Origin of the sequence: Peterkaempfera bronchialis (genome assembly GCF_003258605.2) — a bacterium.
In the GTDB taxonomy this organism is placed as follows: Bacteria; Actinomycetota; Actinomycetes; order Streptomycetales; family Streptomycetaceae; genus Peterkaempfera; species Peterkaempfera bronchialis.
The window spans coordinates 3,225,064-3,239,413 of the sequence record NZ_CP031264.1; the positions used below are offsets into that span (position 1 = coordinate 3,225,064).

The 14,350-nt window shown below is 72.5% G+C and carries 13 protein-coding genes; 2 read left to right on the plus strand and 11 right to left on the minus strand.

Annotated elements, in window-relative coordinates; genetic code table 11:
• Positions 1-11: 11 nt before the first annotated feature.
• On the minus strand, positions 12-1,034 hold the full coding sequence (fbaA, locus tag C7M71_RS14325; RefSeq protein WP_111494928.1) for a class II fructose-bisphosphate aldolase: 1,023 nt from the start codon (positions 1,032-1,034) through the stop codon (positions 12-14).
• A gap of 149 nt (positions 1,035-1,183) precedes the next feature.
• Between fbaA and C7M71_RS14330 the strand changes: the two genes are divergently transcribed.
• A complete protein-coding gene (locus C7M71_RS14330; protein ID WP_111494926.1) occupies positions 1,184-1,927 on the plus strand; it encodes a DedA family protein in 744 nt (247 codons plus the stop codon).
• Positions 1,928-2,035: 108 nt separating this feature from the next.
• On the opposite strand, the gene pyrE is transcribed toward C7M71_RS14330, so the two are convergent.
• The 8 genes from pyrE to C7M71_RS14370 form a co-directional block, all read right to left on the minus strand.
• The gene (gene pyrE / locus C7M71_RS14335) at positions 2,036-2,575 is read right to left on the minus strand and encodes an orotate phosphoribosyltransferase (RefSeq protein ID WP_111494924.1); all 540 of its coding nucleotides are present in this window, start codon (positions 2,573-2,575) and stop codon (positions 2,036-2,038) included.
• Between the two features lie 35 nt (positions 2,576-2,610).
• Entirely contained in the window at positions 2,611-3,486 is an 876-nt protein-coding gene (locus C7M71_RS14340) for an aldose epimerase family protein (protein WP_111494922.1), read from the minus strand.
• Positions 3,487-3,568: 82 nt separating this feature from the next.
• A complete protein-coding gene (locus C7M71_RS14345) occupies positions 3,569-4,588 on the minus strand; it encodes an SRPBCC family protein (RefSeq protein WP_114914371.1) in 1,020 nt (339 codons plus the stop codon).
• Between the two features lie 393 nt (positions 4,589-4,981).
• Entirely contained in the window at positions 4,982-6,553 is a 1,572-nt protein-coding gene (locus C7M71_RS14350; protein ID WP_407675899.1) for a polyamine aminopropyltransferase, read from the minus strand.
• Between the two features lie 92 nt (positions 6,554-6,645).
• Entirely contained in the window at positions 6,646-7,167 is a 522-nt protein-coding gene (locus C7M71_RS14355; protein WP_111489842.1) for a DUF2617 family protein, read from the minus strand.
• A 266-nt stretch (positions 7,168-7,433) separates the two neighbouring features.
• Positions 7,434-7,982 (minus strand): type III secretion system chaperone family protein, encoded by a 549-nt coding sequence (locus C7M71_RS14360; RefSeq protein ID WP_111489841.1) that lies wholly within the window; start codon positions 7,980-7,982, stop codon positions 7,434-7,436.
• 268 nt (positions 7,983-8,250) lie between these two features.
• Complete coding sequence (gene clpB / locus C7M71_RS14365; protein ID WP_111489840.1) at positions 8,251-10,884, minus strand: ATP-dependent chaperone ClpB; 2,634 nt, start codon at positions 10,882-10,884, stop codon at positions 8,251-8,253.
• A gap of 209 nt (positions 10,885-11,093) precedes the next feature.
• Positions 11,094-11,684, minus strand: coding sequence for a hypothetical protein (locus tag C7M71_RS14370; protein WP_111489839.1), 591 nt, complete (start codon positions 11,682-11,684; stop codon positions 11,094-11,096).
• Between the two features lie 687 nt (positions 11,685-12,371).
• Between C7M71_RS14370 and C7M71_RS14375 the strand changes: the two genes are divergently transcribed.
• A complete protein-coding gene (locus tag C7M71_RS14375) occupies positions 12,372-12,563 on the plus strand; it encodes a hypothetical protein (protein ID WP_111489838.1) in 192 nt (63 codons plus the stop codon).
• A gap of 30 nt (positions 12,564-12,593) precedes the next feature.
• On the opposite strand, the gene C7M71_RS14380 is transcribed toward C7M71_RS14375, so the two are convergent.
• Together C7M71_RS14380 and C7M71_RS14385 are read right to left on the minus strand one after the other, a co-directional pair.
• Complete coding sequence (locus C7M71_RS14380) at positions 12,594-13,634, minus strand: helix-turn-helix domain-containing protein (RefSeq protein WP_111489837.1); 1,041 nt, start codon at positions 13,632-13,634, stop codon at positions 12,594-12,596.
• 167 nt (positions 13,635-13,801) lie between these two features.
• Positions 13,802-14,350 carry a heat shock protein transcriptional repressor HspR gene (locus C7M71_RS14385; protein WP_229758720.1) on the minus strand — a complete coding sequence of 183 codons (549 nt, stop codon included), beginning with the start codon at positions 14,348-14,350 and terminating at the stop codon, positions 13,802-13,804.

The window sequence follows — 14,350 nt, forward strand, 5'->3', positions numbered from 1 at the left end:
AGGGAGCGTCTTTACTTGATCTTCGTACCGGCGGAGCGCAGGCTCTGCGCGGCCTCCAGCACCCGGGCGGCCATGCCGGCCTCGGCCAGCTTGCCCCAGGTGCGCGGGTCGTAGGTGTTCTTCTTGCCGACCTCGCCGTCGACCTTCAGCACGCCGTCGTAGTTGCGGAAGACGTGGTCCACCACCGGGCGGGTGAAGGCGTACTGGGTGTCGGTGTCGATGTTCATCTTGACGACGCCGTACTCCAGCGCGGTGGCGATCTCCTCGGCGGTGGAGCCGGAGCCGCCGTGGAAGACGAAGTAGAACGGGTCCTGCTTGCCGAACTTGGCGCTCACGCCTTCCTGGAGCTCGCGCAGCAGACCCGGCTTGAGGACGACATTGCCCGGCTTGTAGACGCCGTGCACATTGCCGAAGGAGGCGGCCAGCAGGTAGCGGCCCTTCTCCCCCAGGCCCAGAGCCTCGGCGGTGCGGATGGCGTCCGAGACCGAGGTGTACAGCTTGTCGTTGATCTCGTGGGAGACGCCGTCCTCCTCGCCGCCGGTCGGGGTGATCTCCACCTCAAGGACGATCTTGGCCTTGACCGCCTCGGCCAGCAGCTCCTTGGCGATCTCCAGGTTGTCGGCGAGGGTCTCGGCGGAGCCGTCCCACATGTGCGACTGGAAGAGCGGGTTGCGGCCCTGGGCCACCCGGTCCTGGGAGATCTTCAGCAGCGGGCGGACATAGCCGTCCAGCTTGCCCTTGGGGCAGTGGTCGGTGTGCAGCGCCACGGTGACCGGGTACTTCTCGGCCACGATGTGGGCGAACTCGGCCAGCGCCACGGCGCCGGTCACCATGTCCTTGCTGTACTGGCCGCCCAGGAACTCGGCACCGCCGGTGGAGATCTGGATGATGCCGTCGCTCTCCGCCTCGGCGAACCCGCGCAGCGCGGCGTGCAGGGTCTGCGACGAGGTGACGTTGATCGCCGGGTAGGCGAACTTGCCCGCCTTCGCCCGGTCGAGCATCTCGGAGTAGACCTCGGGAGTTGCGATGGGCATGGAATCCGCTCCTGTCGGTGTGCGGTGTACGTACGGTGAACGCCTGTGCCATCCTCCCAGAAGAGCGGCACCGCTTCATCTTCCTGCCCGTCAGTCGGGACGGCGGGACGACGCACGGCGGGTAAAGACGGGCCCGCTACTCTGCACCGGTGGACACGACGACGCTCGCGCTCAACCTCCTCGACGCCAAGTCGCTGATCTCCTCCCTCGGCACGGTCGGGCTCCTCGCGATCATCTTTGCCGAGACGGGGCTGCTGATCGGCTTCTTCTTCCCGGGGGACTCACTGCTGATCCTGGCCGGGGTGGCCGCGTCCAGCGCCGCCGCCAAGGCTTTCGGCGAGGGCGTGCAGATGCCCATCGCCGTCCTGCTGCTGGGAGCGCCGCTGTGCGCCATCGCCGGGGCGCAGCTGGGCCATCTGCTCGGGGCCAAGGTCGGCCCGAGGATGTTCGACAAGCCGGAGTCGAAGATCTTCCGCCCGGAGTTCGTGGAGAAGGCCGAGTACTACTTCGACAAGTTCGGGCCGGCCAAGGCCGTGGTCATGGCCCGCTTCATCCCGGTCGTGCGGACCTTCCTCAACCCGGTGGCGGGCACGCTGGAGATGCCGGCCCGCACCTTCTTCGTCTGGAATGTCGTCGGCGGCGTGCTGTGGACCGAGTCCATGCTGCTCATCGGCTACTTCACCGGCGACCAGCTGGCCGGGGTGATCGACACCTACCTGATCCCGGCGATGGCGCTGATCGTGCTGATCTCGATCTCGCCGGTGCTGATCGAGGTGTGGCGGGAGCGCCGCAAGAAGAAGGCCGGCGGGGGCGCCGGCACCGCCGAGCAGGAGGCGCAGCCGCACCCGAGGGAGCCCGCGTCGCCGGGCGGCGGGCGGCACCGCCGCCGCTGAGCTGCATTGGGTCTGGCCTGGACATGCCGACGGGCGGGTGTTTCACGTGAAACACCCGCCCGTCGGCATGTCCGGCGTCTGCGGGGGTGCCCGGTGCGCCCGTCGGCGTCAGGCCAGATCGAGGTCGCCCAGGGTGTAGGCGGCGTAATACGGCAGGCCGGCCTCCTTGATCGCCGGGGCGGCGCCGCGCTCCACGATCACCGCGACCCCGACCACCTCGGCGCCCGCCTCGCGCAGCGCCTCCACGGCGGTCAGCACCGAGCCGCCGGTGGTGGAGGTGTCCTCCACGGCGAGCACCCGGCGCCCCTTGACGTCCGGACCCTCGACCCGGCGCTGAAGGCCGTGGGCCTTGCCCGCCTTGCGGACCACAAAGGCGTCCAGGCTCCGGCCGCGCGCCGCCGAGGCGTGCAGCATCGCGGCGGCGACCGGGTCGGCGCCCAGCGTCAGCCCGCCGACCGCGTCGTACTGGAGGTCGGCCGTGAGGTCCAGCATGACCCGGCCCACCAGCGGGGCGGCCTCGCCGTCCAGGGTGATGCGGCGGAGGTCGACGTAGTAGTCGGCCTCGCGGCCGGAGGAGAGGATCACCTTGCCGTGGACGACGGCCTTGTCCTTGATCTGCGCCAGCAGGGCGTCGCGGTCGTTGCTCATGGACCACCAGCCTAGTTCGCCCGGCCGCCGCCGCCTCACGGACGCTCCCAGCGCCAGGTGGTCACCGCCTCCAGCGGATCGATCAGGGTGACCAGGCGCGGATCGGTGTTGAGGCCGTTGGGCGGGCCGCTCTGCGGCTCCACGCAGAGGGCGTCGCCGAGTACGTCGAAGACCACCGCCCAGCGGCAGTCGCTGGTGAGGGTCAGCCGCAGCAGGCCCGGCCACTCCAGGGTGGCCCGCACCCCGTCGGGCATGCCGAAGCAGTCGTCCCAGGGGCCCGGCAGCGGGTCGATGCGCTTTCCGGTGGGCAGCTGGTCCGGCCCGCGCTCCTCCTGCCAGTCCGGGGTGAAGTCCAGCTCCAGGGGCGCGCTCTCCTCGGGTGCGCCCAGCGGTCGCCGCAGGAACCAGGGGTGCCAGCCGACCTGTGCCGGGAAGGAGTCGCCCCGGGTCTCCAGCTCCAGGGTGAGGCGCAGCTCGCCGGGGTCGAGTTCAAAGCGCTGGGTGACCCGGCCGGGGTAGGGCCAGGGGTCCGCGAGGTCGTGGACGAAGACCGCCTCGCGGTCGGTCGGCGGGGCGGCGGGACGCCAGACGGCGGCGACGGCGGTGCCGTGGGCGGCGTGCGGCGGCAGCAGGTCGGTGGGGAGCCGGTGGCGCACCGGGCCGTTGTTGAAGGTGCCCCGGTCCACCCGGCCGGCCCAGGGCACCATCGGGAAGCTGCCCCAGCCGAAGAGCCGGTCCGAGGCCGCTGCCGCCGGTTCGGGCGGCGCCTGGCGCAGCAGCTCCAGGCCGCCGATGCGCAGGCTCCCCAGGCGGCAGCCGGCGGCGGGCAGCACGGTCAGCTCGGCATCCCCGGCGGTGAGGCGGACGGGGGTCGGCTGATCCTTGGCGGGGTCGGCGGCAGCGCTGGTCAAGGGGTCTCCGTACTCGTCGCCGCACGGGGCTGGGCGTGCTGGGCGTGGCGTGCTCGGGTCGGGGTCGGGGTCGGGTCTGGGCTCAGTGTCTGCGCAGGGCGCGGGCCAGCGCGACCGCACCGCCGAGCAGGGCCACTCCGCCGCCGATCACCCAGGGCAGCAGGCTGCGCTCGGCGTCCGGGGTGGCCACCGGGGTGGCGGGGCCCCGTTCGGCGCCGGTCCAGCGGGCGGCGGCCCTGGCACGGGCGCTGCGGGCGGGCAGCGCGGGGCCGTAGCGGCCCCGGGGCGGGGCGTGGTCGACCTCCTCGGCCGAGCGGCCCACGATGGAGCGGCGGACCGGACCGTCGAGCAGGTCGGCAGGGTCGGTGAGGGCGCCGTCCCCCAGCTCGCCGCCGAGCAGCCGGGCGGCCTCCAGCGCATTGAGGTCGGCGTCCACCGTCTCGCCGGGCTCGGGCTCCGCGTCCCCGGGCGCGTCGACGTCGTCCAGTCCGTCCAGGGCGCCGGACTCGGGGAAGGCGTCGAGCGCCTCGGCCTCGGCGTCGCGCAGCTCCTCGTCCAGTTCCTCCAGCCCGTCGGCAACCGGCTCGGGCTGGGGCTCGGGCTCGGGCTGCGGCTCGGGCTGCGGCTCGGGCATGGCCGCCGCCGGGTCGGTGGCGAGCGCGGCGGCGAAGCGTTCCAGCAGCCGCTGTCCGGCCGCTGCGACGGCGGCGCCGTCCAGTTCGGTGAGGCGGCCCTTGGCCACCAGGTCGCCGGTGACCACCAGGCGGGCCGTGTCGGCGTCCGGCTCCTCCTCCACGGCGATGCGCAGGATCACGGACGCCTCCCCCGTACCGCGCGCCTCGTGCCCCTCGGCGGTGACCGACAGCGCACCGCCGTCCGCGCCGGTGCCGCCGCCGCTGTCCGGGACGGCCGTGTACTCGCCCCGGTAGGTGATGGTGGCCCCGCCGACCCGCAGCCGCAGCCGCCCGGCGACCGGCCCGTCCGCAGTGGCCTCCGGCCGATCCGCAGTCAGTCCGGGTACGCACCGGGCCAGCAGCCCTGGCTCACGCAGCGCCTGCCGGACGAGCCGGGCCGGAAGCGGGACGAGGACCTGATGCTCCATAGCTCGGAGCCTACCCACCGGCCCCCGGATGAGGAGGGCCCTTACGGACGGACACGCACGCAGGCGCTCCCCGAAGCCGCCCGCCACCGCACCGCCGCACCCCGCACCGCACCCCGCCGCCGAGCCCCGTAGCGGCCCGGCGCCCCGCAAGCCTCACCCCAGCGGACGCAGCAAGGCCGCAGGCGGCAGGGCGGGAATGAGACGGCGGGACGGCCGCCCGCACTGCACCGCCGCGCCACGCCGCCGAGCCCCTTGGCAGCCCAGCGCCCCGCGAAGCCTCACCCGCAGCAGCCCCGCCGCCCGGCCGGGCCGAGGGTGGTCGGCCAGGACGGCCGCCCGCACTGCACCGCCGCACAACGCCGAGCCCCATGGCAGCCCGGCGCCCCGCGAGCCTCACCCCAGCGGACGCAGCAGGGTGGCAGGGGGCGGGGCAGGGGTGGGCCGGCGGGCGGCGAGGCGGGTTGCGGCGGCGCGCAGCTCGGCCGGGGCGAGGGTGGTCGGCCGGGCGGCGGCGAGCAGGAAGCCCTGGTCCGCCGGGGTGCCGCAGCCGGGCGTCCCGACGGGGACGGCGTAGGGGGTGGTCCGCAGCGCCACCGAGCGCAGCGTGGACTCCACGGCCCAGAACCGCCGCTCCGCCGCCGTCCCCGGGCCCAGCGGTCCGGGGTGCAGGGCCAGTCGGCCGCCGGGGGCGAGCAGCCGGGCGGCCAGCCCGTAGAACTCCTCGGTCCAGAGTTCGGCGCCGCGTTCCCCGCCGGGCTCCGGCAGGTCGGCCAGGATCACGTCGAAGGGCGGCTCGGCCGAGGCCGCGGCCCGCAGCCAGCCGAAGGGGTCCGCCGCGACGATCCGTACCCGGGGGTCGTCCAGCGCGTGCCGGTTGAGCGCGGTGAGCGCCGGGTCGGTCCGGGCCAGCGCGGTGAGGTCGGGGTCCGGCTGCACGGCCACCACCTGCCGTACGCCGGGGTGGCGCAGCACCTCCCGTACGGTGAGGCCGTCGCCGCCGCCCAGCACCAGCACCCGGGCGTGGGGCCCGGCCATGGCCGGGGCAGCCAGGGCCTGCTGGAGGCGGCGTCCGTCGGCCGCGCACAGGGCCAGGCGCCCGTCGAGGTAGAGCCGGAGCCCGGCTCCGGTGGCCGCCCCGGTGAGTACGATCTCCTGCTGTCCGCCCTGGTCGGCGAACCGCACCCGGTCGCCGTAGAGCGCGTGGCGGGCGGCCCGTTCGACGGCGTCGGTGCCTGCGGCGGCCGTGGCGAGTGCGGCCAGTACCAGTCCGCAGCCCGCCCAGAGCAGCAGCCGGGTGCGCCGTGCCGGCTCGTCCCGGAAGAGCCAGAGCACGACCGCCCCGCCGGCCACCGCGTTGACGCCGCCTGCCAGCAGGGCACCCGCGGCCTGGCCGAAGGCGGGGAGCAGCAGAAAGGGGAAGGCGAGGCCGCCGACCAGGGCGCCGACGTAGTCCGCGGCGAAGAGGTCGGCGACCGCCCGGCCGGGGTCCTGCCGGCGGATGCGCTGGATCAGGGTCATCAGCAGCGGGATCTCGGCCCCGATGAGGAGGCCGATCAGGGCGGCGAGGGCCGCCGTGGCCGCCCGGCACTGGCCGAACCAGGCCCAGCAGGCGTAGAGGGCGAGCCCGGAGAGGCCGCCGACCAGGGCCAGCGCCGACTCGACGACCGCGAAGGCGGTTGCGGGGCGGCGGGTGAGGTGCTTGGCGAGCAGGGAGCCTATGCCCATGGCGAAGACCATCACCGACAGCACGAGCGAGGTCTGGGTGACCGGGTCGCCGAGCAGGCGCCCGCCGAGGGCGACCAGTTCCAGTTCGTAGACCAGGCCGCAGGCCGCGCAGACGAAGGCGGCCAGCAGCACCAGCAGCCGGGCCGGACCGGCCGATATGCCGGTCGGCTTCCGGAGCCGCTCGGGAGGGGGGCCGCAGACGGTGCGGGGGGTGGCCGTTTCGATGGACTGGTCGATCACAAACAAACGCTAGGCGACATATGCAAGAATTCTCGTCACCCGATTGAGCGATAGATTGTCGTAATTCCCTGACGGCTCGTTCGAGCGAGCGATTATCTCCCCGGCAGCGGATTCGGCGCGGTCAACGCGGACCGGGTGCAGACCAGGGTGCCCTCCTGCGGATAGGCGTGCCAGGTCCGCCACTGGAGCCGCCGCGCGTCACCGCCCGCCACCAGGGCCGTGAAGGCGGTGGGGTCCCCCGGGAAGACCCCGGCCAGACCGGCGGGGTGCCCCTCCACCAGGGCGAGCAGCTCCTGCGCGCGGGCGGCGAAGGAGTGGCCTGGCAGCGTCTCCACCCGGGCCGCGAACTCGTACTCCCACCCCTGCACCCGCTCGGCGACCCGGGCCGGCAGCGGGGCCCGCCGCCCCGGCAGGCAGGCGACCGTCTCCGAGCAGATCCCCCGCTCGGCGTCCAGCATGACCTGGTGCGACGCCCCGAGCAGGCGCAGTTGCAGATCCGCCGGACCGAAGGTCAGGTCGAGCACCGCCAGCGCGGGCAGCGGGCCGCTGCCGAGGCACCACGCCAGCTGCCCGGCGCGGGTGTCGGTATAGGTGGTCTGGAGTGTGGTGAGCATTCTCGGCTCCGCGTACTCGCCGGGCGCGGCCGGCCGTGGAGGAAGGGGAATCGTCCGATGACTCAGAGAGGAAAGCACGGATTCTGCGCGCCTGTGGGTGATTTACCCATATGAGTCAAATAGCCACCGTCCGGTGCGGTCCGCCTTTCATACCGGATCCCCCGCTGCCGCTTTCCGATCGGACCCGGGCCCGGCGCCCCGGGACGCGGAAGGGCCCGGCCGTCCCCGTGGGGACGGCCGGGCCCTGGGCGGGCGTACGGCGCGGGTCAGCTCTCGTCGGAGCCGGAGTCGGACTCGCCGCCCTCGCCGTCGACCTCCTTCTGAAGGCCGAGGCGCTCCGCCATCCACTGCTCGAAGCCGACGGCGGCGTTGGTCCAGTTCGCCGTGGTGGCCACGAAGTACTCCAGGTTGACCCCCATGCCGACGATCATCTGCGATTCGCCGATCAGGCGGACCACGCCGTCCTCATGGGTGTGCGTGTAGACCTTGGGCCACAGGGTGTCGCGGTTCCACTCGTCGATCAGGTCGAGGATCTCGCCCTTCTGCTCGATCGGGTACGCCCGGTCGTAGAAGGAGCGGACGGCGAAAAGCTCGCCCTCGTCGCCCCGGAACATGTAGTAGACCCGGAAGCCCTCCCACGGCGCGGTGAGGTCACCCTCCTCGTCCACGACGTGCTTGAGCTGCATCTGGTCCAGCAACTGCTTGACCAGCTCCTGGTCCGGCACCACCACCGGCGGAGCGGGGTTCGGCTGCCCGCCTCCCGGCTGCTGCGGGGGCATGCCGAAGGACGGAATGGAGGACGGGTCGATACTCACAGCTGGTCCCTTCGATACGGTTCGGCTGCCATCCTCCCCCATAGCTCCACCGCAGCACAGCGTCCGCAGGATGCTCGGTCGCGGGGGAGGAAACGGAGGCCCTCGGATCCGGTGCGAAGGTGGTTCGAGGACGGCCGGCAGCGGTACGGCTCCCGGATGCTGCCGCCACCTCCCTCAGCCTGCCCGATCGGCCGCGCGTAACACACCGGGCCGAGCCCCGCACACTGCGGGACCCGGCCCGGGCCGAGCTGCCGGTCAGGCCACCCCGTCAGGCCGTCTTCTCCAGCGACGGCCCGCCCTCCACAGCGGCCACCGGGCCCACCGTGAGCCGGTCGCCGGTCTCGTCGCGGTCGACCCGTACGGTGTCGCCGTCCCGCACCCGGCCGGAGAGGATCTCCTTGGCCAGCTGGTCGCCGATGGCCGACTGCACCAGCCGCCGCAGCGGCCGGGCCCCGTACGCCGGGTCGTAGCCGGTCAGCGCCAGCCAGTCGCGGGCGGCCGGGGTGACGTCCAGCGCGAGGCGGCGGTCCGCCAGCCGGGCGGCGAGCCGGGCGACCTGGAGGTCCACGATGCGGGTCAGCTCCTCGGTGCCCAGCGCGTCGAAGACCACGATGTCGTCCAGCCGGTTGAGGAACTCCGGCTTGAAGGCCGACCGCACGGTCTCCAGCACCAGCTCCCGCTTGCGCGCCTCCTCCATGGTCGGGTCCACCAGGAACTGGGAGCCCAGGTTGGAGGTGAGGATCAGGATGGCGTTGCGGAAGTCCACCGTCCGGCCCTGGCCGTCGGTCAGCCGGCCGTCGTCCAGCACCTGGAGCAGCACATCGAAGACCTCCGGGTGGGCCTTCTCCACCTCGTCCAGCAGCACCACGCTGTACGGGCGGCGGCGCACCGCCTCGGTGAGCTGGCCGCCCTCCTCGTAGCCGACATAGCCGGGCGGTGCGCCGACCAGCCGGGAGACCGAGTGCTTCTCGCCGTACTCGCTCATGTCGATGCGGACCATCGCCCGCTCGTCGTCGAAGAGGAAGTCGGCGAGCGCCTTGGCCAGCTCGGTCTTGCCGACACCGGTGGGGCCGAGGAAGAGGAAGGAGCCGGTGGGCCGGTCCGGGTCGGCGATCCCGGAGCGGGAGCGCCGCACCGCGTCGGAGACCGCCTGCACCGCCGTCCGCTGGCCGATCAGCCGACGGCCCAGCTCGTCCTCCATGCGCAGCAGCTTGGCCGTCTCGCCCTCCAGCAGCCGCCCGGCCGGGATGCCGGTCCAGGAGGCGACCACATCGGCGACATCGTCCGGGCCGACCTCCTCCTTCACCATGGAGGCCGTCGCCGCGTCCTCGTCCTGCGCCCTGGCCTGGGCCTCGGCCAGCTCCTGCTCGGCGGCGGGCACCTCCGCGTACATCAGCCGGGAGGCGGTCTCGAAGTCGCCGTCCCGCTGGGCGCGCTCCAGCTGCCCCTGGAGGTCGTCCAGGCGCTCCTTGAGCTCGCCGACCCGGTTGAGGCTCTTCTTCTCCTGCTCCCAGCGGGCGGTGAGGCCCGCCAACTGCTCCTGCCGGTCGGCGAGGTCGCGGCGCAGCTTCTCCAGCCGGGCGACGGAGGCCGCGTCGGACTCCTTCTCCAGCGCCATCTCCTCCATCCGCAGCCGGTCGACGGAGCGCTGGAGCTCGTCGATCTCCACCGGGGAGGAGTCGATCTCCATCCGCAGCCGGGACGCCGACTCGTCCACCAGGTCGATGGCCTTGTCCGGCAGGAAGCGGGAGGTGATGTAGCGGTGCGACAGCGTGGCCGCCGCGACCAGGGCCGCGTCCGCGATCTGCACCTTGTGGTGCGCCTCGTAGCGGCCCTTGAGGCCGCGCAGGATGGCGATGGTGTCCTCGACGCTGGGCTCGCCCACGAAGACCTGCTGGAAGCGGCGCTCCAGCGCCGGGTCCTTCTCGATCCGCTCGCGGTACTCGTCCAGCGTGGTGGCGCCCACCATGCGCAGCTCGCCACGGGCGAGCATCGGCTTGAGCATATTGCCGGCGTCCATGGCGGAGTCGCCGCCGGCGCCCGCGCCGACCACGGTGTGCAGCTCGTCGATGAAGGTGATGACCTGGCCGTCGCTGGACTTGATGTCGTTGAGCACGGCCTTCAGCCGCTCCTCGAACTCGCCGCGGTACTTGGCCCCGGCCACCATCGCGCCCAGGTCCAGCGCCACCAGCCGCTTGCCGCGCAGCGACTCCGGTACGTCACCGGCCACGATCCGCTGCGCCAGGCCCTCCACCACGGCGGTCTTGCCGACACCGGGCTCGCCGATCAGCACGGGGTTGTTCTTGGTGCGGCGGGAGAGCACCTGGACGACCCGGCGGATCTCCTGGTCGCGGCCGATCACCGGGTCCAGGCGGCCGGAGCGGGCGGCCTCGGTGAGGTCGGTGCCGTACTTCTCCAGCGCCTTGTAGGTGCCCTCCGGGTCCGGGCTGGTCACCCGGGCGCTGCCGCGTACCTCCTTGAACGCCTCCAGCAGTGCCTTCGGCGTGGCCCCCTCGGAGGTCAGCACATCGGCGATCTGGCCGCCCTCGGCGGCGATCCCGACCAGCAGGTGCTCGGTGGAGACATAGGCGTCGTCCAGCTCGGCCGCCCGCTTCCCGGCGTCGGTGAGCACCGCCATGGTGTCCCTGGCCAGCTGCGGCGCGGCGACGGTGGAGCCCTGGGCGCTGGGCAGCGCGTCGCGCAGCCGCTGCGCGGCGGCCCGGAGCCGCTGGGGGTCGGCGCCGACCGCCTCCAGCAGCGGCCGGGCGGTGCCCTCGGGCTGCTCCAGCAGGGCGAGCAGCAGATGCACCGGTGCGACGTCAGGGTTTCCCGCGTTCGCTGCCTGTCGGATGGCGGCCGACAGGGCCTCCTGGGTCTTGGTGGTGAACTTGCTCGCGTCCACTGCTCGCGTTTCCTCCGTGTCGCCGGGTGGCAGTCGGCGCACCGCCGACCTGCTTGCTGCAACGTAAGACAAGTTGAGTCTAATCCACTCAACGTTGCTTGGCGAGCATTTCCCCGCGCACCCGGCCCCGGTCAACGGCAAAGGCCCGCTGCCCCCTCACGGGGCAGCGGGCCTTTGCCGTAGTGCAGTGGATGCCGGTGGGTGACGCGTCAGCCCTCGCCGACCGCAGCCCGGTGCAGGCCGAACAGGTCGTCCTCCGGGGCGGTCCAGAAGCCCTCGGCGTTGGACAGCGCCATACCGGCCCAGTCCAGCGCGGTCTCCACGGTGTGGCCCAGGGCCTCCGGCGACCAGGTGTCGTCGAAGACCAGCGGCAGCACCGGGGCCACCTGCTCGATGGTGGCGATCAGCGGGTTGTAGGTGACCGCCTCCTCCACCAGCAGCACCACGGGCTTGCGCAGCGCCGAGGCCCAGCCCAGCTCCAGGCTGACACCGGCCGACAGCGGGGCGCCCACATAGGCGAAGACCAGGTCGGCGGACTGCATCGCCCGGTAGTCGGAGGGCACTCTCGGCTCCGGGACCCGCCCGGCCACCGTCCAGGCGTCGCTGTGGTGGGCGCTGAAGACCGCCGCGCCGGAGCGCAGCAGCGCTGCCCGCAGCGCGGTCAGCCGGGTGCGACTGGCCAGCGTCACCACACTGTCGGCGGGGCCGGTGAGCCGCATCAGCGGCGCGGCGAGGAACACCCTGGCACGTCGGGGGGTGTGCAGGCGGTGCGCGCCGGGGCGCCCAAAGACATCGCTCATTGTCGACTCCGGGGGAACGGCCGACCGGGGGGAATGCCTAGCCCCTGGTGACGGTGCGGTTTCGGGGGGACGATCGGCGGCCGGGCCCGGCGCCTTGAGGGGGATGGCACCGATCGTCCACTGCGTACACACCAGCCGTCCACCGGCACCAGGTGTCATCTCGCTGCATGGCAGCGAGATGACGCACCTCCCCGCACCCCGCAGCGGCACCAGCACCCTTCCAGTCCGCTCATCTCCTTGCAAACGCAGGAAGATGGCCGCACGCGTGCCTTGTGACGCTCCAGCGCAGACGGGAGTGTGGAGTCACGCCGGGCGCAGGGGCAGTGCGGACCAGGGCAGCTCCCGGCAGTGGCAGCTCCACCATCCAGTCCCGCTCGAAGCACCGCGACCCGGCCGTCGAAGACGTGCGGGTCGACGGCCACCGACCCGGAGGGGTTCCTCGCCCCCGCCGACGGCACATATCGTGACCGGTCGACCGGGGTCCCCTCATCGAGTACGTCCGTTCCTCGCGCCATCCCGTCTTGATCTGGCCACGGGCGACACAAAAATAGTACAATCCGTGACGGCTTATCAGGCTCACGCAGTGACAGCCATGCACGTCGTGAGCCATCCTGAGACAAGATCGCCCATGGCGTGTCTGAACCAACCACCCAGCCAGCAAAGGCTGCGTTAGAAGGAGTGGGGTCCGTGCACACGATGCGTAAGGCCACCGTTTCCGCACTGCTCGCCGGCACCGTCTTCCTCGTCGGCGCTGTCCCGTTTGTCGTCGGCACCGCGTCGGCGAGCGCCCGGGGCTCCCAGGCAACGGCCGCCGCCCCGTCCGCCGACAGCGCCGCCGTCATCTTCAAGCCCAACGGCAAGGACACCTTCTGGGAGTGAGGCACGGCCTCTGCTCAGGCGGTCCCCTGCTCAGAGGGAATCGTCCGGACCGTCCTCGGTTATTCGCCAGTTGCTCTGCGCCGCTTTCCAGCCAAGTTGGAAAAGCGTCTCCACGCCGTACTCTTCGCGCATCTCGGCGATGTGGCGCGCGAGTGTGCGCTCGCTGAGACCCAGACGGCGGGCGATGACGCGATGCCCGACCCCCTGCGCCATGAACCGAAGGATCTGCTGCCGCAGGCCGGACACCACTTGGGGAGGCACCTGCACCGTTCCAAGGAACGGGATGGCGCGCTCCCAGAGGCTCTCGAAGACGTTGACCAGGTATCCGACGACCGCCTCATCCTCGATGAAGGCCGCCGCGTCATTGGGTGCCCCGCCGGTCACCGGAATCACTCCGACCCGCTGGTCGAAGATCATGAGTCGGAGGAAGGGCTCGTTGAGAGTCCTCACCTCTCCGCCCGCCCTGGTCATGGAGTCGGCATACTGGCGCGTCGGCGCCGAGTAGCGAGCGCTCGGCTGGTAGATGGTGCGCCTGGACACCCCTCTGCGTAGCACTTCCGAGTCCCGGTCGCGGGCGGCCGCCATCGTGCGCTGTCTGCGCCCGCCGCCCGGCTGCGCGGTCAGGACCTCCCGGGAGCTGTCCCGGCTGAGGAGGAGCAGACGCTGGTTGATCTCCACCGTTCCACGGACGTACTCGATCGCACCGCCGCTCTGCGAGTGCCGGCTGATCGCCTCGTATGCCTCGCTGAGCTGGTGGAGCTCATCGGGCAGTGCGACCGACCGGGACAGCAGGTCCAGTGCCTCCCGCTGCCAGGACGCGCTCAGACTGACCGCGAGCTGCCGGGGGTCGACCGCCACCAGGACGCCCTGCTGCTCGGTGTCCGGTACCAGCAGGCCCATCGCCTGGAGTTCCCGCAGAGCCCGGCCCTCAGGCGAGTCGGGGTCCTCGGCGCAGTGGCTGCTCACCAGGCGGCCCTCCGACTGGAGGGCTCGGAGATACAGCTTCTCCGCATCCGAGGAGAGGCTCCCCACCTGATGGGCGCGCAGGCCGGACTCGTCCGATGAACTCATGCGGCGCTCCTTGTCCTCATGGGGCCTACGGCAAGAGATCGCCTTCCGCTTGGGCAGATCATATGGTCACTTCGCCTCGGATGAACGAATCACATCCACAACAGGACAACGGGAGACCGCCGCTCAGGATGAGACGTGAGCGGCGGCCTCCCGGGACGGGTCGGCTGCTACTGGCCCGAACGCTTGGGCTTGGGCCGCCAGACCACCAGCGCGCTGGACTGCTGCACCTGCTGGTAGGGCACCAGGTCGCGGCGGTAGGAGGCGTGCACGGCGGCCTCGCGCTGCTGGATCGCCGCCGCCGCGCCCTCGACCGCGTCAAGGAGCTCGGCGACCCGCGCCTGGAGCGCCGTGACCTGGTTCTCCAGCTCGATGATCCGCTTGATGCCGGCGAGGTTGATGCCCTCCTCCTGGGAGAGGCGCTGCACCTCGCGCAGCTGCTCGATGTCGCGTGCCGAGTAGCGGCGACCGCGCCCGGCCGTACGGTCGGGGGAGACCAGGCCGAGCCGGTCGTACTGCCGCAGGGTCTGCGGGTGCAGCCCGGAGAGCTGGGCGGCGACCGAGATGACATAGACCGGGGTGTCCTCGGTGAGCCCAAAGGGGATCTTGGCCGCAGGGCCGCCCGGTCCGCCGGTGCCCGCGCTGCGGGACGGGCGGGGGCCGCCGGGGAGGCCGTCGCCCACGCCCGGGCCGATGCCGCCGGTGCCTCTCGGGTCCAT

What these genes read in the sequence shown, in the direction of transcription:
- fbaA (WP_111494928.1), bottom strand. Translation starts at nt 1,034, where the DNA reads ATGCCCATCGCAACTCCCGAGGTCTACTCCGAGATGCTCGACCGGGCG.
- C7M71_RS14380 (WP_111489837.1), bottom strand. Translation starts at nt 13,634, where the DNA reads ATGAGTTCATCGGACGAGTCCGGCCTGCGCGCCCATCAGGTGGGGAGC.
- pyrE (WP_111494924.1), bottom strand. Translation starts at nt 2,575, where the DNA reads ATGAGCAACGACCGCGACGCCCTGCTGGCGCAGATCAAGGACAAGGCC.
- C7M71_RS14370 (WP_111489839.1), bottom strand. Translation starts at nt 11,684, where the DNA reads ATGAGCGATGTCTTTGGGCGCCCCGGCGCGCACCGCCTGCACACCCCC.
- C7M71_RS14345 (WP_114914371.1), bottom strand. Translation starts at nt 4,588, where the DNA reads ATGGAGCATCAGGTCCTCGTCCCGCTTCCGGCCCGGCTCGTCCGGCAG.
- C7M71_RS14385 (WP_229758720.1), bottom strand. Translation starts at nt 14,350, where the DNA reads ATGGACCCGAGAGGCACCGGCGGCATCGGCCCGGGCGTGGGCGACGGC.
- C7M71_RS14355 (WP_111489842.1), bottom strand. Translation starts at nt 7,167, where the DNA reads ATGCTCACCACACTCCAGACCACCTATACCGACACCCGCGCCGGGCAG.